Origin of the sequence: Pseudodesulfovibrio sp. JC047, assembly GCF_010468615.1 — a bacterium.
Classification (GTDB): Bacteria; Desulfobacterota; Desulfovibrionia; order Desulfovibrionales; family Desulfovibrionaceae; genus Pseudodesulfovibrio.
This window is the reverse complement of the sequence record NZ_WUEH01000004.1, coordinates 162887-185106: the sequence shown is the minus strand read 5'-3', so window position 1 is coordinate 185106 and position 22220 is coordinate 162887. Positions and strand designations below refer to the sequence as shown.

Annotated in this window: 16 protein-coding genes; 3 read left to right on the top strand and 13 right to left on the bottom strand. The window is 53.4% G+C overall.

The annotated features are described in order from the left end of the window. Window positions 1-113: 113 nt before the first annotated feature. Together GO013_RS04110 and GO013_RS04105 are read right to left on the bottom strand one after the other, a co-directional pair. Window positions 114-1886, bottom strand: a complete 1773-nt coding sequence (locus tag GO013_RS04110) for a hypothetical protein (protein ID WP_163808785.1) — start codon at window positions 1884-1886, stop codon at window positions 114-116. A 440-nt stretch (window positions 1887-2326) separates the two neighbouring features. Then, window positions 2327-3232, bottom strand: coding sequence for a prenyltransferase (locus GO013_RS04105; protein ID WP_163808784.1), 906 nt, complete (start codon window positions 3230-3232; stop codon window positions 2327-2329). Window positions 3233-3498: 266 nt separating this feature from the next. On the opposite strand from GO013_RS04105, the gene GO013_RS04100 reads away from it, so the two are divergent. The 3 genes from GO013_RS04100 (at window position 3499) to GO013_RS04090 (ending at window position 6170) form a co-directional block, all read left to right on the top strand. Then, a complete protein-coding gene (locus GO013_RS04100) occupies window positions 3499-4848 on the top strand; it encodes an NAD(P)/FAD-dependent oxidoreductase (RefSeq protein ID WP_163808783.1) in 1350 nt (449 codons plus the stop codon). 117 nt (window positions 4849-4965) lie between these two features. Next, complete coding sequence (locus tag GO013_RS04095) at window positions 4966-5301, top strand: zinc ribbon domain-containing protein YjdM (RefSeq protein ID WP_163808782.1); 336 nt, start codon at window positions 4966-4968, stop codon at window positions 5299-5301. A 542-nt stretch (window positions 5302-5843) separates the two neighbouring features. Beyond that, a complete protein-coding gene (locus tag GO013_RS04090; RefSeq protein WP_163808781.1) occupies window positions 5844-6170 on the top strand; it encodes a NirD/YgiW/YdeI family stress tolerance protein in 327 nt (108 codons plus the stop codon). Window positions 6171-6430: 260 nt separating this feature from the next. On the opposite strand, the gene nifJ is transcribed toward GO013_RS04090, so the two are convergent. From nifJ to GO013_RS04035, 11 genes are all read right to left on the bottom strand, one after another. Then, window positions 6431-10021: a pyruvate:ferredoxin (flavodoxin) oxidoreductase gene (gene nifJ / locus GO013_RS04085; RefSeq protein WP_163808780.1), complete on the bottom strand. Its 3591-nt coding sequence runs from the start codon at window positions 10019-10021 to the stop codon at window positions 6431-6433. Window positions 10022-10066: 45 nt separating this feature from the next. Next, on the bottom strand, window positions 10067-11272 hold the full coding sequence (locus tag GO013_RS04080; RefSeq protein ID WP_163808779.1) for an acetate kinase: 1206 nt from the start codon (window positions 11270-11272) through the stop codon (window positions 10067-10069). A gap of 1 nt (window position 11273) precedes the next feature. Further along, entirely contained in the window at window positions 11274-13394 is a 2121-nt protein-coding gene (gene pta / locus GO013_RS04075; RefSeq protein ID WP_163808778.1) for a phosphate acetyltransferase, read from the bottom strand. A gap of 130 nt (window positions 13395-13524) precedes the next feature. Next, window positions 13525-15627 carry an FAD-dependent oxidoreductase gene (locus GO013_RS04070; RefSeq protein ID WP_163808777.1) on the bottom strand — a complete coding sequence of 701 codons (2103 nt, stop codon included), beginning with the start codon at window positions 15625-15627 and terminating at the stop codon, window positions 13525-13527. Window positions 15628-15773: 146 nt separating this feature from the next. Continuing rightward, on the bottom strand, window positions 15774-16349 hold the full coding sequence (locus GO013_RS04065; RefSeq protein WP_163808776.1) for an RnfABCDGE type electron transport complex subunit A: 576 nt from the start codon (window positions 16347-16349) through the stop codon (window positions 15774-15776). A gap of 18 nt (window positions 16350-16367) precedes the next feature. After that, window positions 16368-17045 carry an electron transport complex subunit E gene (locus GO013_RS04060; protein ID WP_163808775.1) on the bottom strand — a complete coding sequence of 226 codons (678 nt, stop codon included), beginning with the start codon at window positions 17043-17045 and terminating at the stop codon, window positions 16368-16370. 24 nt (window positions 17046-17069) lie between these two features. Continuing rightward, window positions 17070-17645: an RnfABCDGE type electron transport complex subunit G gene (gene rnfG / locus GO013_RS04055; RefSeq protein WP_163808774.1), complete on the bottom strand. Its 576-nt coding sequence runs from the start codon at window positions 17643-17645 to the stop codon at window positions 17070-17072. A 3-nt stretch (window positions 17646-17648) separates the two neighbouring features. Beyond that, window positions 17649-18599 (bottom strand): RnfABCDGE type electron transport complex subunit D, encoded by a 951-nt coding sequence (locus GO013_RS04050; protein ID WP_343219526.1) that lies wholly within the window; start codon window positions 18597-18599, stop codon window positions 17649-17651. A 2-nt stretch (window positions 18600-18601) separates the two neighbouring features. Further along, on the bottom strand, window positions 18602-19702 hold the full coding sequence (locus GO013_RS04045; protein WP_163808772.1) for a 4Fe-4S dicluster domain-containing protein: 1101 nt from the start codon (window positions 19700-19702) through the stop codon (window positions 18602-18604). Between the two features lie 7 nt (window positions 19703-19709). Next, window positions 19710-20474 (bottom strand): cytochrome c3 family protein, encoded by a 765-nt coding sequence (locus GO013_RS04040; RefSeq protein WP_163808771.1) that lies wholly within the window; start codon window positions 20472-20474, stop codon window positions 19710-19712. A gap of 102 nt (window positions 20475-20576) precedes the next feature. Then, entirely contained in the window at window positions 20577-22118 is a 1542-nt protein-coding gene (locus GO013_RS04035) for a DASS family sodium-coupled anion symporter (protein ID WP_163808770.1), read from the bottom strand. Between the last annotated feature and the right edge of the window lie 102 nt (window positions 22119-22220).

Below are 22220 nucleotides of genomic sequence, written 5' to 3'. Positions count from 1 at the left end.
TGGACATATTTTGTTTTTAAGTTGTAATCGAGCAGGGCTGGAGTGGACTGTTTTGCCGCGGCTTCCGGCTGGATGCACTTATCACTTCGGAATTACTTGGAAAATGGGATGGGTCAGGTTTTTGATGCAATGCCTTGCTGGAATTGCCAATCGATAACTTCTTCGATCATATGGCGTATGGTTTGATTGTTCAGTTTGGAAAACAGTGGAGTAAAATTGTCTTGAGTTGGCGGGAAATGCATTGCTTCATTGTATATTATCCCGAGTAGGAAAAAGGGGCTCGGTATGTTTAACCCGTTTTCTTCAGCAAAAATTAGTTTGTTAGCAGTCTTATTTGTGTCGAGAAAGTTTGGCTGGTAGGCAGGGTCAAGATGGTCGTAAACGAGCTCTTCAATTTTGACTCTTATAGCACAACAAACTGAAACCGGATCATAATTTTGGTTGCTTAGGTAATTTTTGAGTTCATTAAATATGTGCTGTTTGAAAGTTTGAGAAGTGCATATGCTGCTGTCCAGACCTAGGGTTGCAAACTGTTGAGTTAGATCAACGTCAGCAGAGTGGAAGTGGAGGTAGTGTCTCCCGAGATGGTCTTTGACGGATGGGTCGCTTCTTTTGACTATTAGATCATGTACCTTTCGGTCATGTCGTTTATCCTTCTTCTCAAGGTAGTGTACTTTTTGATCTTTAAAACAGAAGTTTTTAAAGTAGCAGGGGTTTAGGTGGGTGAGTATGATTGGGTATAGCTGGCGCTTATTCTCCTTGAATTTTTTAATCATTTTAGTGAGGTAATATTGAGCAGATACAAGGTTCGCATCGTCAAGGTAGTCGAATATTTCATCAATGATCAGAATACATTTTTCTCCGTTAAGCCGACTTCCTGCTTTTATAAGCATTGCCGTAAAACAAAGAATATCTCTTTCTCCGTTTGATATGTGCTGAGCTTCTGGGAAGTCGAGAATCAGTTGGTCCTTGATTTTTGTGGGTTTGATCTTCTTCCATGTTGGTTTGAGTACTTCAAAAGACTCTTTTAATCTCGCTTCATCAAAGCAGTATGTGCAATAATTGCAGTATGCTTTAAATGCTTTAACATTTGATTTGAACGTTTGTACGATTTGAATGGCTGACAGGTAGTACTCAGCTTTTGTGTCATAGCTTGATCCAAATCTTTCCAAAATTAATGCGAGTCTTTTGAGCCTCTTGACACTTCTTAAAGGATCAATCTGATCCTGGCTGATTGCCCCAATAATAGTACCTTTGGTTCCTTTAAGTTGGTTTATCTCAGACTGAAGTGCTTGGATCGCTTTTGTGGGCTTCACCTGAATTAGTTTGCTGAGGTCGATCTTTCGGGATATCTGGCTGACCAAGTTCGAATCATTCAGATCAGATGATATGTTGGGAAGAACTTTGCCGTTATTACCAAACCATCTTCGGCAGTTAGTGAAGGAGTATGGAGACTTTTGCTTTTTAGGAATTTTGTCAATCAAGATAATTGGGGGAACGCACATGTATGAACTAACTGCTGTGAACCTCCCCATGTTTTTCTTTGTGTGCTTTGCCTGGATGGGATTTCTGATGACTTGAACGTCAAATTCTTTGAATATTTCGTTCGAACCGCTTGTTGCTGATAACTCCTGAACATCGCGGTTATTTTCTGAGTATCCGACTTTTATGATTGGCTGATTGGCTTCGTTAAGTTCGTGCTGCTCGTTTTCCTCCAACTTGATTCGATTTCTATTCATTGCATTGAAAGCCGTAGCAAAGGATGATTTACCGAAACCATTGGAGGCTACAAATATTGTTGGTTTATTGGGAATCAATTCAAATGGAAAATTTTGTTTCTTGATTCCTTTGATGTTTTCAATCTTGATATACTTTATCCGTGCCATCTTTGCATACTCACCATTTAGATGTTCTCGAACCACTGGCGATCAACTTCAACTTCTTCCACCATTTGTACATTTACCCCGAGCCGAAGCTTTTTGAGCATCTCAACGAGGTCGTCTCCGTCGATCAGATCAATAGGAGATGCTTCATCTCTTGTTGCTTTTTTGGGCGCGTCGCGTGTAAACGTGTGTTTATTTGTTCGTTATTCGTATACTTCTTCGTGTATAAAATGCCAAGGTTAAACAAAACAAAAATGGCCGGAGCTTTCACCCCGACCCTTGGTCTATTTCCTATTTAGCTTTGGCTTGTAAGGCCCCTTTGATGGCCGTGCTGAAACGTTAGGCTGACTTGATATGGTCGTTTATTTCTTGCAATAAGACGAGTATTTTTTCCTGATTCGTTATCTGGGTTTTGGCCAATTCTATTTTGTAGCCCCCTTCCTTCATAACCAATCATGCAGGCAGAGGATGGTCATGCTTGTCAGGGTGGACAGGATGGACAATAGGGTGAAAATCAGGACGCCGGAGGAGCCGGGTTTGTTGGTAATGAAAAAAAGCTGGCCAAGGATGGATGCCGTCAGAAAAATTATCGAAAACCATGCGAACAGGTGGGCGGACGTGGGTGGGAAAAGCCCGATGAGTTGTGCCGCCGTCAAGCTGTGGAGCGCGATGACGAGTATTCGGGATGCGATTGGTCCCAGCAGAACCGGGATGGTCCTTTTTTGACCGATTCGATCAGATGGCTCGTCTGGGACGGCGGTCCCGATGGCGCACGCCAGTTGGGTGGGAAGAATGACCTTCAGAAACTCCCATGAGAAATGATGGATGCCCTGAGTCATGGCCGAGTAGCCCATGAGCGGCAGGACAACGCCGACCCCAATCATTTGCAGCAGTTCCCCTCCACCTCTGTATGACAGCTTGATCGGCGGGTAGCTGTACATCCAGAGCAAAACCACGCCCGCAGCCGCCAGCAACACCGGAAAAATCGTTTCGCCTCGCACGCTGAGTCCACTTCCGATGACTATACTGCATATCGCCATCAGCCTGGCCGCTGTCAGAATGGCGTGTGGATGCAGGTCCCCATCGACAAGTACCCGAGATCCTCCCGAGAATGGGGTGAAGGTGATATTGCGTCGGTCCGTCTCCTGATCAGCGTAATCATTGGCGAAGACAATATAGAGCTGAATGGTTAGCCCAAAGAGATGGACAAGTACCACGGTCCAAACGTCGAAAGGCTGTCCCGTGCTCAGGGCGATGATTTCGCCAAGTAACAACGGAAGAAAAATATAGGTCTGCGAAGGAATTCGTGCCGCTTTCAGCCATGAAAACGGCGTGGAAAGTGCTACCATATCGTGTCGAGCGTGTGGGGTGTTTTCATGAAAATCTCTTGGTGAAAATGAGTGTGTCTGTGTGAGACGGACACCGTTTTAATTGTGCATTGTTGTTTGCCCATACGGTCAGGACATTGGTTGTCAATTGGAGTCATGTCAGATTCATACCCTGTTTTTTAAAGAAAATCATGATAGCGTTAAAATACTTTGAATGAGGCGGGGAAACGGAAGACGGAGAGGGACTATGATATCTCCGTTGTGACCAGTGAAAGTCGGGTATCGATATGAAAAAAAGAGCATTTGATGTTGTGGTTGTTGGGTCTGGTACTGCTGCCTACTATGCCGTTGCCGGGCTGAAACAGCATTCGAATATGACGATTGCCATTGTTGACGAGCGTCCATATGGCGGGACCTGTGCCTTGCGGGGATGTCAGCCCAAAAAATATTTGGTGAGTAACGCAGAGAGTGTCGCTTCGGTGTCTCATTTGCTCGGGCGTGGGCTTGAAGGGGAGGTGCGGACCAACTGGGGGGCGTTGCAGCGGTTGAAAAACGAATTTTTGCAGGGGCGATCGGAGGCCGCTCAGGCCCATTGGGATGCGAGTGGTGTCACGACTTTCAACGGGACGGCCCGCATGAGAGCGGACGACCAGATCGAGGTTGGTGGTCAGGTTCTCACGGCAAAAACCATTGTGCTCGCCACGGGATCGCTTCCAAATCAGTTGCCGATTGAAGGGGGAGCACTCGCCCGCGACAGCGAATATTTTCTTGATATGGAAAAGATGCCTGAGCGAGTCACCTTTATTGGGGGCGGCTTTATTTCCTTTGAATTCGCTCATGTGGCCATTCGTGGAGGCGCGTCTGCCGTGCATATCCTGCATCGATCCGCTCGCCCTTTGCGGGCATTTGAAGATGATTTGGTTGCGGTTTTGCTCAAGGCCAGTGCTGCCGCAGGGATTGATGTTCAGCTCGGGGTGGTTCCTGAACGCATTGTGGCAACCGAGACCGGCTATTCCGTGCATTCCGCTTCGGGAGCCGTGATCGAAACCGACCTTATTATTGAAGCGACCGGACGGCATCCCAACCTGACGGTGCTTGATGGAAATATGGGCAATGTGGCGTTTTCTTCCAAGGGCGTGGAGGTCAATTCTTTCTTGCAGAGTGTGAGTAATCCGAGGGTGTACGCTATTGGAGATTGTGCGGATACGCCGTATATGCTGGCGCCGGTTGCAGATAGGGAAGGGCAGATCGCGGCCCTGAATATCGTTCATGGCAATTCGCATGAGGTCGATGAGACGGTTGTTCCTTCTGCGGTTTTCAGCATCCCCACCCTTGCCTCGGTCGGCTTGACCGAAGAAGCGGCCCGGGAACAATCGTTGAAGTATCGAGTGAACCAGGGAGACACGACCGACTGGCCATCGTCCAAACGGATAGGTGAAGAATATGGGGCCTATAAAGTGCTGATCGATGCGGACACGGATTTGATTCTCGGAGCACACATTCTTCGGCACAATGCCGCCGAGGTGGTGAATGTCTTTGCCTTGGCCATACAATTCAACATTTCGGCATCGGCCCTTGCCAATTTTTTGTGGGCCTATCCCACTTCCACCTCAGATCTCAAATATATGGTTAAATAGGGCGTCAGAATGGGACGAGACCGAAAGAGGATGGCGTTTTTTTGATTTGATTCCCGGACCCCTTTTATGTATTCCCCCCACTTTGAACAATATATAACACCAATCAGTTGGGAGCGTATGGAAAATTTACCGAATTGCCCACAGTGCAAATCCGAATATGTGTATCATGACGGCAGTATTTTAGTGTGTCCGGAATGTGGCTGTGAATTTCAGGCCGAAGATGTGGCTGAAAAAGTCTACAAGGACGCTAATGGGAACGTGTTGGTCGACGGAGACACGGTTATCATTACCCAGAATCTGAAGGTCAAAGGCGCGTCCTCCCCCATCAAAAAGGGGACGAAAGTCAAGAATATCAGACTGGTCGAGCCGGAAGACGGTATTCATGACATCTCCTGCAAGATTCCAGGATTTGGCTCCATGATGTTGAAAACGTCAGTCGTCAAGAAAGGATAGTCATTTCGAAGCAGGGATGACGGTCGCAGTTTCGATGCAGCCGTCTCTATTGCTGAAAATGGCAGTAAGGCCCTTGCAATTGTTTGCGAGGGTCTTTTTTTTATGGAGGAGTCTTTCTTTTTCAAATGTGTTTTCCATACCGGGAGGCAGCAGCAGAAAAACGCGGTTGACTCATGTCCGTCACGGTTGAGTTTATGCCAAACATGTCGCAGATCATGACATGTTTGGTCCGTATTTTTGCCACACACATTTTCGAGAATTGGGTATTGATTGGTGGTTTTTCTTGTTTTGAATTTTTTCGTTTTTGTTGAAATTGCTCATGGAGTGTTTTTTGCCCGTTGAGGAGCGAGAATGTGATATTTTGCCCAAAATATTGATTGACTAATCAGTTAAATTTGAAAGTTTTTTCATTAAATGAATAAAATCAATATGTTATAAGCAAAGATTTTTCTGGCCTTTTTAATAGAGTGTGTTAGAAGTCGACCTATCAAGGGCTTGGTGCTCAGATTTACACAGCGAATTATAAAAAAAGGGATAGTGTCATGAAACGTTTTAGTCTGATTTTTCTGTTTTTGTTATGTGTGTTTGTTACCTCAGCGATTGCCGGACCGACCAAGGTATTGACCGTGGCCGAAGCCAAGGCGTCTGCCATTGACACCAACGTGGTTTTGACGGGTGAAGTTGTGAAGGTCATCAACGACAAGAGTTTCCTTTTTTCCGACGGCACGGGCGAACTGCTGGTTCACGTGAACGATGGTGAAATGAACAAGGTTGCCGCGATGAAGGCCGAGGTTGATGTGACTGGTCTGATTGTTCAGGATTTCATGTATACCGAAGTCCAGGCGACGTCCGTCACGGCTCGCAACTAGATTTTGGCACAGCATATGTGGCAGCGGGGGTCGTGTACGATCTCCCAGAACGACTGACACCCCTCATTCCTTCGGGAATGGGGGGTGTTTTTGCGTGATCGGTTCGGGAATTGGGGGCGTGATCGGTTCGGATACCAGATAGTTTATGGATAAAAAATGGGCCTCCTGTCACATGACAGGAGGCCCGTAACACGGGTCAGTCCTAGAGGAGTTGAGATCTTTATGTTGCGGTCACAAAGTGTCTCCCGTGTTATTTGCGACTATCTGCCGTCGTCACAGGTCTCGCCTGTGCCGGGGCTTTCGGCGGAAACGCCGGTTGCACATGGCTCTTCGGTTTCGGGGACTGGTTTGCTGTAGTCCGCTTTGGCCAGACGGGTGAGGGTGGCGTACCGTTCCTCATAGTCCTTTTCGATCTGGGCACGATAGGCTTTGGACAGTTCCGGGTGGAACCGTTCAAGCATGGCGTACCTGTTTTCGCCGGACAGGAATTCCTGCAAGGTGCCGTCCGGGGCCTTGGATTCGACTTGCAGGGGGTTCTTACCCTGTTCGATTCGTTGCGGGTCAAAGCGATAGAGCGGCCAGTAGCCGGAATCAACAGCCAGTTTCTGTTCGAGCTGGGTCTTGCCCATGCCCTTTTTGATACCCTGGTTGATGCAGGGCGCGTAACAGATGATCAGGGACGGACCCTTGTAGGCTTCGGCTTCCTTGAATGCTTTGAGCAACTGCTGCTTGTTGGCACCCATGGCGACCTGAGCCACGTACACGTAGCCATAGGTCATGGCCATGCGGCCCAGATCCTTCTTGCCGGTCTTTTTGCCTGCGGCCGCGAATTTCGCGATAGAGCCGAGCGGGGTGGCCTTGGAAGACTGCCCGCCGGTGTTGGAATACACCTCGGTGTCCAGTACCATGATGTTGATATCTTCGCCGGATGCGAGGACATGGTCCACGCCGCCGTAGCCGATGTCGTAGGCCCAGCCGTCGCCACCGAAAATCCAGATGGATTTTTTGGTGAACAGGTCGGCCCTGTCCGCGATTTCACCGAGCAGGTCAGAGGTTTCGCCTTTGAGGGCTTCTTTCAGCTTGTCGCCCCATGCTTCGGATTCCTGCGCGTCATCCTTGGCGGCGAGCCAACCGGAGAGTGTGGCCTTGATATCGCCGGAGGTCTCTTCAATGGCTTTTTCAACCAGTTCAATCAAGGTGTTGCGGCGGTTGGAGATACTCATTTCAATACCGAAACCGAATTCGGCGGCGTCTTCAAACAGAGAGTTGCCCCATGCCGGACCAAAACCGTCACGGTTGGTGCAATACGGGGTGGATGGTGCGGATGCGCCCCAGATCGAGGAGCAACCCGTGGCATTGGCAATGACCATGCGTTCGCCAAAGAGTTGGGTCAGCACTTTCACATACGGGGTTTCGCCACATCCGGCACATGCTCCCGAGAATTCCAACAGGGATTGACGGAACTGGGAACCCTTGACGGTGTCACGTTTGAAAGCATCGACATATGGGACGGTTTCCGTGAAGTCGAAGTTGGGAACCTGGTTTTCGGTCTGCGTGGCAAGGGGCTTCATGACCAACGCCTTGTCCTTGGCCGGGCAGATGTCGGCGCAGTTGCCGCAACCCAGACAGTCCATGGTGTTGACCTGCATTCTGTACCGCAGTCCCTTGACGTCCTTGCCCTTGGCTTCCGTGGTCGTGAAACCGGTCGGGGCCTTTGCCGTGTCGTCTTCGGTCACGAGGACCGGGCGCAGGGCGGAGTGTGGACAGACAAAGGCGCACTGATTGCACTGGATGCAGTTGTCAGCGATCCATTCGGGGACCATGATGGCCACGCCACGTTTTTCATATTTTGCCGTGGACAGCGGGGCGGTTCCGTCTTTCGAGAATACGGAGACCGGGAGTTTGTCGCCCTGTTGAGCCAGGATCGGGCGCATCACGTTTTTGACGTAATCCGGTTCGTCTTTTCCCTCGATCACATCGTCGGCGAGGTCTGCCCAACCTGCGGGAACGTCAATGCTGACGATCGCGTCGGGAGCCTTGTCCACAGCGGCATAGTTCATGGTGACGATTTTCGGTCCCTTCTTGCCATACGCGGCTTCGATGCCGTTCTTGAGCAGGGTGATGGCCTGGTCAAACGGGATGACGTCGGCCAGTTTGAAGAACGCGGTCTGCATGACCATGTTGATACGGCCACCAAGACCGACTTCGCCAGCGATTTTCACGGCGTCAACGGTGTAGAATTTGAGATTTTTCCGCGCAATGGTTCGACGCATGGCTGCGGGCAGTTTTGCGTCGATTTCATCGGCGGTCCAGGCACAGTTCAACACGAATGTGCCGCCATCCTTGATCCCTTCGAGTACGTTGTATTGAGTGACGTAGCTGGGATTATGGCAGGCTACATAGTCAGCGGCCGTGACCAGATAGGTGGACTGGATCGGTTCGTCGCCGAAACGCAGATGGGAAATGGTGATGCCGCCGGATTTTTTGGAATCGTAGGCAAAGTATCCCTGTGCATACATGTCGGTGTTGTCACCGATGATCTTGATGGCCTGTTTGTTTGCACCAACGGTTCCGTCAGAGCCGAGGCCCCAGAATTTGCATTGGACCGTGCCTTTGGGCGTGGTGTCGAGGACATCGGCCACGTCCAGCGAGGAATTGGTGATGTCGTCAGTGATGCCGACGTTGAAGTGCTGCTTCGGAGTGGCGGCAGCCATGTTGTCGTAAATGGCTTTGACCATGGCCGGGGTGAATTCCTTGGACCCGAGACCGTAGCGGCCACCGAGAACCTTCGGACCTTCGCCTTTTTCGATCAGCGAAGTACAGATATCCTGATACAGGGGATCGCCCAGGGCACCCGGTTCTTTGGTCCGATCGAGGACGGACACGATGGACGCTGTTTTTGGCAGTACGGACAGGAAGTGCTTGGCCGAGAACGGACGGTACAGGCGGACCTTGATGAGGCCGATCTTTTCGCCGTTTGCCACCAGGTGGTTGACCACTTCTTCAATGGTTTCGCAGGAGGAACCCATGGAAATGATGACCCGTTCGGCGTCAGGGGCACCTACATAATCGAACGGTTTGTATGCGCGACCGGTCAGGGCCGAAACCTTGTCCATGTACTCTTCGACAATGGCGGGAATGGCGTCATAATAGGTATTGGCCACTTCACGACCCTGATAGTAGATATCCGGGTTCTGGGCGGTTCCACGGATGTTCGGATGTTCCGGGTTCATGGCCCGGGAACGGAAGGCTTCGAGCTTTTCCGTGTTCAACAACGGCTTCATGTCGTCGTAGTCGATGGTTTCGATTTTCTGGATTTCATGCGAGGTCCGGAATCCGTCAAAGAAAGAAACGAACGGAACAGACGCTTCCACCGTGGACAGATGTGCCACCAGGGAGAGGTCCATGACTTCCTGGACGCTGGCTGCGGCAAGCAGCGCGAATCCGGTCTGGCGACAGGCCATGACATCCTGATGATCGCCGAAGATTGACAGGGCGTGGCCCGCGACCGCACGAGCGGAGACGTGGAAAACGCAGGGATTGAGTTCTCCAGAAATTTTGTACATGTTTGGAATCATGAGCAAAAGTCCCTGTGATGCCGTGAATGTGGTGGTCAATGAGCCACCGGCCAAGGAACCGTGAACTGCACCGGCTGCGCCGGCTTCGGATTGGAGCTGACGTATATTGAGGGTGTGGCCGAAGATGTTTTTGCGGCCTTGCGAGGCCCATTCATCGGCGATTTCGCCCATGGTTGACGAAGGGGTGATGGGGTAGATGGCGGCCGTTTCGCTCATTGCATAGGCAACCCAGGCAGCGGCGGTATTACCGTCCATGGTTTTCATCTTGGACATGTCATGCTCCATTTTTGTATAACTGTTTTAGTCTAAAATATATAGTTAACCATTGACCAAAGCCATTGTTTCCTTCGCAATTTCCAGCTCCTCGTTTGTGGGGACAATGAGGATGGAAATGGGGCTGTCATCGGCACTGATCGTGCGTGTTCCCGGTTCTCGAAGTGTATTCTTTTCTTGGTCTATTGTGATTCCCAGTGGTTCAAGCCCTTTACAGGCCAGTGCCCTGACGTGGGCGTCGTTTTCTCCGATTCCCGCCGTGAAAACCACGGCATCAATGGTGCCGAGCACGGCCAGATACGCGCCGATGAACAGCTTGACCCGATAGGCGAACATCTCAAAGGCGAGCTGGGCATTGGCATCCCCGTTTTCTCGCGCGGCATGAATATCCCGCATATCGTTTGTCCCGCAAATTCCGTACAGCCCGCTTTTCTTGTTGAGCATGGTGTCGATATCTTCGATGCCCATTTTCTTGTGCTTGGCGATAAAAGCGAGAATGGCGGGATCCACATCGCCGCACCGTGTCCCCATCATCAGCCCGGCCAGCGGCGTCAGTCCCATGGTGGTATCGGCACATTGACCATTTTTGACCGCAGCCATGGAACAGCCATTTCCCAAATGGATGGTGATGAGATTGGTTTTTCCCATTGGTTTGCCAAGGTGTGTGGCTGCTCGTTTTGTGACATACTTATGTGACGTTCCGTGGAATCCGTATTTACGGATTTTCAATTCTTTGTAAAGGTTTAATGGTATTGGATACATGAAAGCTTTTTTGGGAATGGTCTGATGGAACTCCGTATCGAACACCGTGACCTGCGGGGTGTGCGGGAAAAGTTCCATGGCGATTTCAATCCCGGTCAGGTTCGGGGCATGCAGTGGAGCCAGCGGAATATTCGCTCGAATTTCTTCGATCACGTTTTCATCCACCAGTTCCGGGGTGGAAAAGGTCTCTCCACCTTGAACCACTCGATGACCGATGGCGTCGATATCTTTGAGGGATTCGATGACGCCCCACTCCTCGCCGACCAGTTTTTCGACCATCAGGCGCATGGCGGCTTCATGGTTTCGAATGAACAGTTTTTCCGTTGATTTGGTGTCAGGCCATTTGGCCGGATTCGATCGTTGGGTGATGATGCCCAACTCTTCACCGATACGTTCAATTACTCCGGACGCGATGACGGTGTCGTCTTTCATATTGAGCAGTTGATATTTCAGGGAAGAACTGCCGCAGTTGATGACAAGAATATTCATGCTATGCGTCCTTTTTCGTCTGCGCCTGAATGGCGGTGATGGCAACGGTATTGACGATATCCCGAACCCTGCATCCCCGACTGAGGTCGTTCACCGGCTTGTTCAGTCCCTGAAGAACCGGCCCGATGGCCGTTGATCCGGGAACGGACCGCTGGACGGCCTTGTAGGTGTTGTTGCCGGTGTTCAGGTCCGGGAAAATGAACACCGTGGCATGTCCGGCGACATCCGAATTCGGCATTTTTGTCCGGGCGACATCCGGGTCAACCGCCGCATCATACTGGAGCGGGCCTTCAATGGGGATATCCAGACCGCGTTCGTTGGCCAGTTGTCGAGCGATGGCTGTGGCTTCAACTACTTTTTCCACGTCGGCCCCGGTTCCGGAACCGCCGGTTGAGTATGACAGCATGGCCACATACGGAGCGATGCCGAATAACCGGGCCGTTTCCGCTGAATTGAGCGCGATTTCAGCAAGTTGCTGGGCGTCCGGTTTCGGATTGACTGCGCAGTCGCCAAAGCAGACCACGCGGTCTCCCATGCACATCAGAAACACGGACGACACAATGGAGGCATCCGGTTTCGTCTTGATGAATTCGAAGGCTGGCCGAATGGTCTGGGCTGTGGTCGTGATCGAGCCTGAGACCATGCCGTCCGCGTCCCCGGTCTGGACCATCATGGTCCCGAAATACGTGGGGTCCATCATGCGGTCCCGGGCGTCTTCCATGCGGATGCCTTTGTGTTTCCGGGCTTCGAAATAGTGTTCGGCATAGTGTTCGAATTGCGGAGAATCAGAGGGATTCACGCATTGCGCGCCGTTGAGTTTCACGCCGAGATTGGAGGCCTGGGCCTGGATGGTCTCGGGGGCGCCGAGCAGGGTGATATCCACCACATTGCGCCGTTGCAGGATTTCCGTGGCCTGAATGATGCGGTCGCTGGTTCCTTCCGGCAATACAATGTGTCGCCGTGGAGCCTTGGCCTTTTCAATCAGGTTGTATTCGAACATGAACGGGGTGATTTTTTTGGATTCGGTCGTGACCAGTCGTTTGCGGAGTTCCTCGATGTTCACCCGGGATTCGAACAATCCGATGGCGGACGCGATTTTGGCAGGGTGTTCGGGATCGATGGTCCCGTGCAACGACTGGAGTATCTGGGTCGCCTTGTAGGTGTGGTCATCAACAATCAGGATGGGCAGTGGTACTCCGGTCCATCCTTCAATGAGCCGGTGGACCGTTTCAGACGGCTGAATGCCACCGGTGAGCACGATGCCGGCGATGTTGTCATAGGATGAAGACTGGCGGGACGAGATACTGGCCAGAATGATATCCATGCGGTCGCCGGGCGTGATAATCAGACTGCCTTCCCGGATGTATTTGAGAAAGTTGGTGATGTGCATGGCTGCGGTCACAAAGTTGTCCACCTGGGTGTCGAGGCGGCCATGTCCGTACAGCACGCTGGCATCCAACCACTTGATGACGTCGTGAATGGTGGGATTGCCCAATCGCTTATCGTCGGGAATGGCATAGGCGAGCAGTGGATGCGACGTCTTTGTCTTGGCGGTGATGTCCTCGAGCACGGTGTCCGGCAGGTTTGGACGGGCACGGTTGACGATAAGCCCCATGACTTCGAGACCCCGTTCCTCGAACAGGCTGATGGTCCGTTGTGTCGAGTCCACCAGATCGGATTCAGTCTTGTTCAAACCGTTGACGATCAACATGACCGGACAGCCGAGATTGGAGACGATGGATACGTTGATCTCGAATTCCATGGCCGCATTGCCACCGATGTAGTCGGTACCTTCGCAAAGCACGAAATCGTAGTTCTTTTCCAGCTCCTTGAACTTGTTCAGAATGCTTTCCAGCAGCCAGGCTTCCTGACCACTGTTCAGCAACCGTCTGGCTTCGCTCAAAGTGTAGCCGTAGGCCTGATCGTATTCCTGATCGAGTTTGAAATGCCGGAGCATGAGATCAATGTCATGATCCTTGCCGCCGTTCACCGGGTCGCTGATGACTGGGCGAAAGACCGCGACACGTTGCAGGTTGGCACGCAACAGATGCATGATGCCTAAAACAATGGCGGATTTGCCGCTGCGGGCCTCGGTCGCTGAGATATAGAGACTTTTTGACATGCCTTTTTCCTTCCAGTGCGCCGGGGGAGGGCCGGGAGAAGGTGGTGTTCTCCTTCTCCCGGAGCAATCGCCGTTCGTTTCGTTGGGGCGGACGAGGCGGTATGCTGCCCTCCGTAGGGCATGGTGTTCATCAGTTTCGGGCGTTTTCGGGGTCACTGTCCTGAACAGTGGTCTCGTGATCGTAGCAAGTCAGTCCGCAACGGAGACACCGATCTGCCTCGGCGCGGGCGTCGGCTTCACTCAGGGAGCCTTCGACTTCATTGAAAGAACAATTGCGGTCATCGCCGTGGCACAGATGGGGCAAGACAGCCCGTTGTTTCCGTTCCACATGATCGATTTCCTTGAAGAGCGTGTATGGAATCATTGCTTTTTGCGTTGTTTCGGACACCGGAATCCGGTCCTGTGTCATGTAATAATGGATTGATCGGGCCGCCTTGCGGCCGTCACCAATGGCCGAGACAACGAGGTCCGGGCCGGTGTAGACATCGCCAGCCGTGAACACGCCGGGGATGGCCGTTTCAAAGGTATTTTCATCCGCGACAATGGTTTGCCAACGGGTGGTTTCCAGCGGACAGGTCCCTGTTTCGCTGTCGTCGTACAGACAGCCGAGGTCGGGTTTCTGGCCGATGGCCGGAATGATGAGGCTGGCAACCATGCGGGCTTCGGAGCCTTCTTTCTTGACTGGCCGCCGCCGACCCGACTCATCGGGTTCACCCAGTTCCATTTCGTAATATTCCAAATGGGTCGCCTTGCCGTTTTCATCGCCGACGACCCGGGCGGGAGCCGCCAGGAATTTGAACTGGACGCCTTCGTCTTCGGCTCCGACGATTTCTTCCATATCCGCCGGCATTTCATTTTTGGTCCGTCGATACATGAGCGTGACGTTTGCTCCCAGCCGGACACAGGTCCGAGCCGCGTCAATGGCGGTGTTTCCTCCGCCCACGACAATGACGTTATCGCCGGTTTCGGGCTTTTGTCCCAAGGCGTGAGCCGTGAGGAATTCGATGCCACCCATGACGCCATCAAGATCTTCGCCTTCGGCATACATTCCCGAAGCCTGCCAGGCCCCGATTCCAATGAAAACAGCGTCGAATCCGTCTTCCTTGAGGGTTTCAATGGTGAAATCCCGGCCAAATTTGGTGTTGACCTTCGCCTCGATACCGAGGTCGAGGATGCCTTGTATCTCCCAGTCGAGATCCGCTTTCGGGAGTCTGTATTCCGGGATGCCGTAGCGGGTTTGCCCGCCCAGTTTGGGCATGGCGTCGAAAATGGTTGGGTGATGGCCCAGTCTGCGGAGAAAATACGCACAGGACAGTCCGGCGGGACCGCCACCGATGACCGCGACCTTCTTGTCCGTATCCTTGGCGCAGGAGACGGGCAGCCGGGTGCCGGAATGGAGTTCCCGGTCAGCCACAAATCGTTTGAGCATGTTGATGGCCACGGGGTCATCCACGAATTGCCGACGACATTCGGTTTCGCAAGGACGGGGACAGACGCGACCGCAGGTCACGAGCAGGGGATTGCGTTCCTTGATCGTCATGACCGCGCCGTCATAGTCCCCGGCTTTGATCTGTTCGATGTATTTGGGAATGTTGATCTGTGCCGGACATCGCTGACGACAGGGAGCCAGACAGTCTGTTGTCTGATTGAGATGGAGCAACCGGGCGGAGAGACCGGAAATGGCGATGACGCCACGGGGGCAGGCGTCCACGCAGTTGCCACAGGCCTTGCACTGGGTGGGATCGATGACGGGAAGCCGGTCCGGTCCCATGTGAATGGCATTGAACGGACAGGCTTTCACGCAGGACCCGAGGCCGAGACATCCTTCGGGGCAGGATTTCGAGCCACCGTATAATTGGTGCGCAGCCCGGCAGTCCAAGGCTCCTTCGTAATAGAAGGCTTCTTCGGCGCGGGTGCCGCCGGTGCAGTCGCGGATAGCGAGTTCCGGTTCGCGCTGGATGACCTCTTGTCCCATGATGCCCGCGACCACGGCACTGGTTGCTTCGTCCGCGACGATGCAGACCGAGGCAGGGGCCTTGCCCGCGACAATGGCCGCGGCCGCGCCCGAACAGCCGGGAAATCCGCAGCCGCCGCAGTTGGCGCCGGGCAGGTTGTCTTCAATCAAGGCGATGCGTGGGTCCTCCTTGACGTAGAGGAGTTTCGAAGCGACGCCCAGTATGGCTGCGGCCCCGAGGCCTATGCCGAAAAGTGTCAGTCCCGATGTCACTATCATGTTGCTGATTCCCCGTAAGTTTTATGCGTTGCCCTGCCCGATTCGCGGCAGAAGGCTGAGGTGTCTTTGCACAGATTGGTTTCTGTTGAAAAATGATACCTGTGGACAGGCCCGGTATGTGCTGTTTCGTGTCATCATTGTCTTCCTCAGATCATGCCCTTGAAGGCGAAGAATGCCAGTGACATGAGTCCGGCCATGACCAGACCGATAGGGGTTCCTCGCATGGCCATGGGCAGCCGTCGAACAGCGAGTCGTTCGCGGATTCCGGCGAGCAGGACCAGCGCGAGCATGAAGCCGAGGCCCGAGGCAAAGGCGAACATGATGGATTTCAGCAGACCGAATTCCTCTCGCTGGCAGATGAGTGCGATACCCATGACGGCACAGTTGGTGGTAATGAGTGGCAGGAAGATACCCAACGATTTGTAAAGCGGCGGGATCATCTTTTTGAGAAACATTTCCACGAATTGGACCAGTGAGGCGATGACCAGGATGAACGCCAGTGTCTGGAGGTATCCCAGACCAAACGGCATCAGGATATGGCGTTGGACGAGCCAAGTGATGGCTGTGGCCATGACTGCCACGAAAACCACGGCACCCCCCATGCCGACCGCCACGGATGTTTCCTTGGACGTTCCGATGAATGGGCAGTTGCCGAGGTATTGTGCCAAAACGATGTTGTTGACGAACATCGCTCCGATGAAGAGAAGAAAATATTCCTGCATGGGTTCATTCTCCCTGAATTAGCTGTTGGAGGTGGTGCCACATCCGCCGCAGGAGCCGCAGTCGTGGGTCGGTGCCTGAACAGCGGCCAGCCCTTTGCGTTTGCGTTGGATGTTTTCCACAAAGGTCATGAGGGCGAGCAGGATTCCGAGGCTGATGAACGCTCCTGGTGCTTCGACCATGATTCCCAGCGGCTCGAAACCGTTCCAGGCTACATTGGCGCCGAATAACTTTCCTGTGCCGAGCACTTCCCGCAATGCGCCGAGAAAGGTCAGTGACATGGTGAAACCAATGCCCATGCCCAGTCCATCTGCAACCGCCAGAAGCGGCGAGTTCTTGGAGGCAAAGGCTTCGGCGCGGCCAAGGATGATGCAGTTGACCACGATCAGCGGAACAAAGATGCCCAGTTGTTGATACAGCGGATAGGCGTAGGCCTGCATGAGGAGTTCGACCGCGACCACCAGTGAGGCGGAAATGGCGATGAAACAGGCGATGCGCACCTTGGCCGGAATGATCTTTCGCAACAGGGCGACGACAAAGTTGGAGAGGGTCAACACAAAGATGACCGCCAAGCCCATACCCATACCGTTGTTGGCCGTGTTGGTGACGGCCAGAACCGGGCATAATCCGAGGACAAGCTTGAATGGGGGCAGGTCCTTCCAGAGGCCCTTGGAGAATTCCTTCCACAATCTATTCATTGCTGGCTCCGTACCGGGGACCGACTATGACCAGTCGCCCGCGAATTGCGTTTTGAGGGTGTTGAAAATGGTGATGGCTTCCTGCACGGCGGCGACTGTTCCGGTTGAGGAAATGGTCGCTCCGGCTACGGCATCGATGTCTCCGCCCTTCTTTTTCAGTTGCATGGAGTCGATGGAGTGGCCCCTGAACTGGGTGGTGTATCCGTGTTCAGCCACGCGTGCGCCAATCCCCGGGGTTTCCTTCATGGTGGTGATGCCAATGCCGGACAGGGTCATGGCCTGGATGTCAAAGCCGACCATGACGCCGATGTTGCCGCCATAGCCCTTGCCTGCGGTTTCAAAGGCCACGCCGATGAGGGTGCCGTTGTTCTTGGCGGGAAAGACGGTGACGGTCTTTCCTTCCACATCGAATTTCTTGCGGTCCTTGATCGGGTTGTTCGTGTGTTCGGCCAGGACGGACATGATGGCCGGAGCCTGAACATAGGTGAGCACCTGTTCCTCGATGATGGGGGTGGTTGCCTTTTTGAGTGTGGCCAGGGTGATCCCTGAAATGCCGCAGATCAGCGACAGGACAACCATCATTTTGAGCATCTCTTTCATGGGTTACCTCACTCCGAACGGTTTGGGACGGATACGTTCCAGAACCGGGGTGAACAGATTGGCAAGCAGGATGGCGAAGGGAACGCCATCGGGGTATGCGCCGTAGACTCGGATGATAATGATGAGCGCGCCGACCAGAAGGCCGAAGAGCAACATCGGAATTTGTCGGTTGGGTGATGATGGTCCGTCTGTGGCCAGAAAGAAGGCCCCGAAGACCGTGGAGCCGGTCAGCAGGTGAAATTCCGGCGAGGCATAGACCGCCGGGTCCGCCATGTTGAACATCCAGGCCGTGAGACTGACTCCGGCGAGAACGCCGACCGGGATGATGGACGAGATGTGTTTGCGCATCACCAGGAACATGCCGCCCAGCAGCACTCCGGCAATTTGAACCGCACCCAGTCCGCCGAGCTGTTTGCCGAGAAAGAGCTGTTTGGTGTCTGTGATCTGTATCGCATCCAAACCGAAGTTCTTGAGCTGGGCCAAGGGGTATGTCAGGTCCGTTGCGAGCATGGAAGCGTCAATGTCCATGAATCCGGGCCAGGAGATTCGGCAGATTGCCCAGCCGACCAACGGCGCACAGAAGGGGCTGCCTCCCAAGGGACCGAAGACCATTTTTCCCAAAATGATGGAGGCGGCACTGCCGGTGATGACCAGCCACCAGGGTGCCGAGGCCGGAAGGAGAAAGGCGAAACAGAGGCCCACGGTAAAGGCGTTCAGGTTGTGGATGTCGCTTTCTCGTCCCATGAGGCGGTCACAGACCAGTTCGGTCAGCGTTGCGGTTGCCATGGACAGGGCCATGACCTGCACCGCGATCATGCCAAAGGTGGCATAGGCCATGACGGCGGCCGGGACCATGGCAATGAGGATGTTGAGCATCCTGTCCCGCACGGTGGTACCGCAATGGCGGTGGGGTGGGACAGAGACTGTCAGGGTAAATGGATTGAGTGGTTTCACGGCTAGTTTTCCTCCCCGGCCTGTGCCGCTGCCATCGCCAGTTCGCTTTTGGCGAGACGGATGTATTGAAGCATGGGTCGATGAGCGATGCAGAAAAATCCGCACAGACCACATTCGAAACAGGTTCCCACATGAGCGGCGGCCGCCTTGTCGTACATGCCGAATTCCGCGTAACTGGTAATCATCGCGGGATCGAGCCGGGCCGGACAGCGTCGGACACATTCGCCACATCCTACACACGCTGCATCCTGAGCGACGGGAGCCGGGTTGCTGATGACCGTCACCGCGCTGGTGGCGCGATCCACTCCTTGTGTGGGAGATGCGGCAGCCGTCCCCCGAAGCACGCCGCCAAGGATGATGCGGTCATGGTCGTTGACGGGTTCGTGTGCCTCGTCGAGGATGGCTCCGACAGGTGTGCCGAGGGGCACCAGTTTTCCGTTTTCCTGGATGGTGACCATGGTTTCCATGACAGGCAGTCCGGTTTCCATGATTCGACCGACATGAAAGACGGTCTCAAGCCCGATGACGAGGGTCTTTTCCGGGGCTTCGATCCCTGTCACGGCCTTGGCGACCAATGGATCAAGTCCTGCGGGGTATTGCTCTGAGATGACGTGTGTCGTTGCTTTGTTCAAGCTGGTGCTCACTCCGTCAACCACGGCCATGGTTGTGGTCATGGGATGATAGACGTCGGCAAGTGCCTGGGCACCGCGTTCCAATGTCTCGTGAGCGTTTTGCAGGAGCGTGCGGCGACTGACAATCCCTTGTTCCGCGTCTACCGCATTGAATATCAGGGTATCCACGTCAGTGCTCGGGGGGATGTCCGCGCCGAGTTCGTGGAGTTTCGCAGAGAGTTCTTCGGCATTCAGACCGTCGAAAGAAACAGGCTGTACCGTGTCGCCTTCTTCTTGGTCTATGCGAATGCGAAATGGGTCCACATGGACGACTTTTCCGGCAAAAGGAGCATGGATATCGCCTTTTTCAGGGACGTTTGATGTGGCGATACGTTCCCCTTGTTTGACGGCTTGTCCGCACGTCACGAGAGGGCAGCACCGGCTCAGAGGGATTTCCGCCTGAACAGTGGAGTGTGTCGTTTGCGTTTTCATAATCGGTCTACCTGCTGATGTGGCATTGTTTGCAGTTGTCGGGACCGTATGGTCCGGCACCCATTTCTTCGTGGCAGGACATGCATTGGTCATGGAAGGCGTTCATGCGGGGAAGGACCAGTTCTCTCGGTTCGGCTTCATGACAGGAATCGCAGGAGGAATAGTCCCCGTCGTACTGCGTCATATCCACAGAACGATGGCAGGATTTGCAACTGGACAAGCCCTTGTCGAACATGTCCTCATGGCATGAACCGCAGCTTTGGTGCCCGGCCAGTCGCATGGAAATGAGATCGCCCGAACCGTCGGCCTTGTGGCAATTGGTACATTTTTGGGGTTCGGGTTCGATTTCTTCGCCGTGGTGGCAGTCATAACATTCGGACGCGTACTCGGTGTGTTCCTCATGATTGAAGATGACCGTGTCGTATTCCGTGTGATGGCACCGGACGCAATAGGATTCATCCGGGAATGAGTCCATGTGGTCTTCAATGAAATTTTCGTTGAATTCATTCGGGTGGCATGAACCGCAGGCCAGAGCCTGATCGTCCATGGTGATGGTCGAATGTTCCGAGTCGTGATGGCAAGACGCACAGTCGATTTGATAATCCCTGTGATGAACGAGATGGGAAAAGAGCACTTTTCCGCCATTGTTTTTGAATAGGATGCGCACGGGCATCGGCTGCGTTTTACCTGTCTGGATGTATCCGACAACAGCCACGGCCAGAAGCAGAATCGTGGCCAGAATGACCGGAAGTATTTTGGAATTTGAACGCATCTTTCCTCTCCGCCGTTGGAAAACGGCTGTTCAAAATGTGTCAGTTTGAAGGAACGGGTGTGTCTGCGAGCGGTCAAATGACCGCTCGCAGACAGAGGTTGATTACTTGGGAATAATGCCCCAGTCCGGTACGATAGAGAGGTCGATGCCCCAGACGGCCGGCAAGAGGTAGACGACAAAGGCCGTAATCAGGACCGTTCCCAATATGTTCAGCCAGAGTCCGGCTTTAGCCATTTGTTTGATCGTGATACAGCCACTGCCGAAAACAACGGCGTTGGGCGGTGTGGCGACCGGGAGCATGAAGGCGAAAGACGCTGCGACGCAGGCGCCGACGATGGTCGCGTATGGATGGACGCCCATGGCAATGGCGGCACTGCCCATGATGGGAACGAGCAGGGTGGCCGTGGCCGTATTGGACGTGATTTCAGTCAGGAAGATCGTTATCAGGACAACGGCTGCCACGAAAACGATGAGGCTGGAACCGGCGAGACCGCCAAGCTGGCTGGCGATGTAGGTTGCCAGGCCCGTTTTGGCAAATCCGTTGGCAATGGCGAGACCCCCACCGAAAAGGAGGATGACATCCCAGGGAATTTTGACGGCTGTCTTCCAATCCAGAAGGAATTCACCTTTTTTGAAGTTGGTGGGAATGGCAAACAGGATCAATGCGCCGAGGATACCGATGGTCGCATCGTGGATGTAGCCAAAGTTGGGCATGATATCGAGGACGAAAGGTGCTTTCTTGAGGAAGCCTCGGGCCAACCAGAAAGTGGCGACAAAGCTGCCGACCAGCACGATTTTCTTTTCTTCGGAACTCATGGGACCGAGTTTGTCGATTTCTTTGCTGATGATGGAGTCTCCACCAGCGATCTGCATGTTGCCTGTGGGGAACAGGATCTTTGTCAGCAAAACCCAGGAGAGAGCGAGCATGACGACCGAAAGAGGAACGCCAAACATCATCCATTGGCCAAAGCCGATTTCAACGCCGAAGAGTTTTTCGACCATGCCGACCATGATGGTGTTTGGAGGTGTACCGATGATGGTCGCGACGCCACCCATGGACGCGGAGTAGGCGATACCGAACATGAGGCCTTTTCCGAAGTTGAATTCGGGACCATTTGATGTCGAGGTCCGCAATGTCTGAGAGTCGAAGCCTGTTGCCTGCTGGATAACGGCCAGGCCGATGGGGACCATCATCATGGTTGTGGCAGTATTCGAAACCCACATGGACAGGAATGCCGTCGCAAGCATGAAGCCCATAATCATTCGACTCGGACTGGTGCCGACCAGACGAATGGTGTGCAGCGCCACGCGACGGTGCAGGTTCCATCGTTCCATGGCCACGGCCAGGAAGAATCCACCCATGAACAAGTAGATGAGATGGTTGGCGTATGGTGCTGTGGCGGCATTTGATTTCATGACTCCCAGGAGTGGGAAAAGAGCAATAGGCATCAGGGATGTTGCTGGAATGGGGATCGCTTCAGTGATCCACCAGATAGCCATGAGTGCGGTAACGGCAGCCACTCGCCATGCTTCGATTTTCATGCCTTCTGGCGCGGGCACCATCAACATGATGACAAAAACGATTGGTCCGAGAAAGAACCCAATCCTTTTGCCGCTTCCGCTGTCTTTTGTTGTATCACTCATGTTCACCTCAATGTTTTGGTGCGGTTATTTGCCGCGTTTCGGACGAGAGTATCCTGTGAAGGATACGGTAGAAGGGTTCGAGAAACCGGGCAGGTCCGCAAC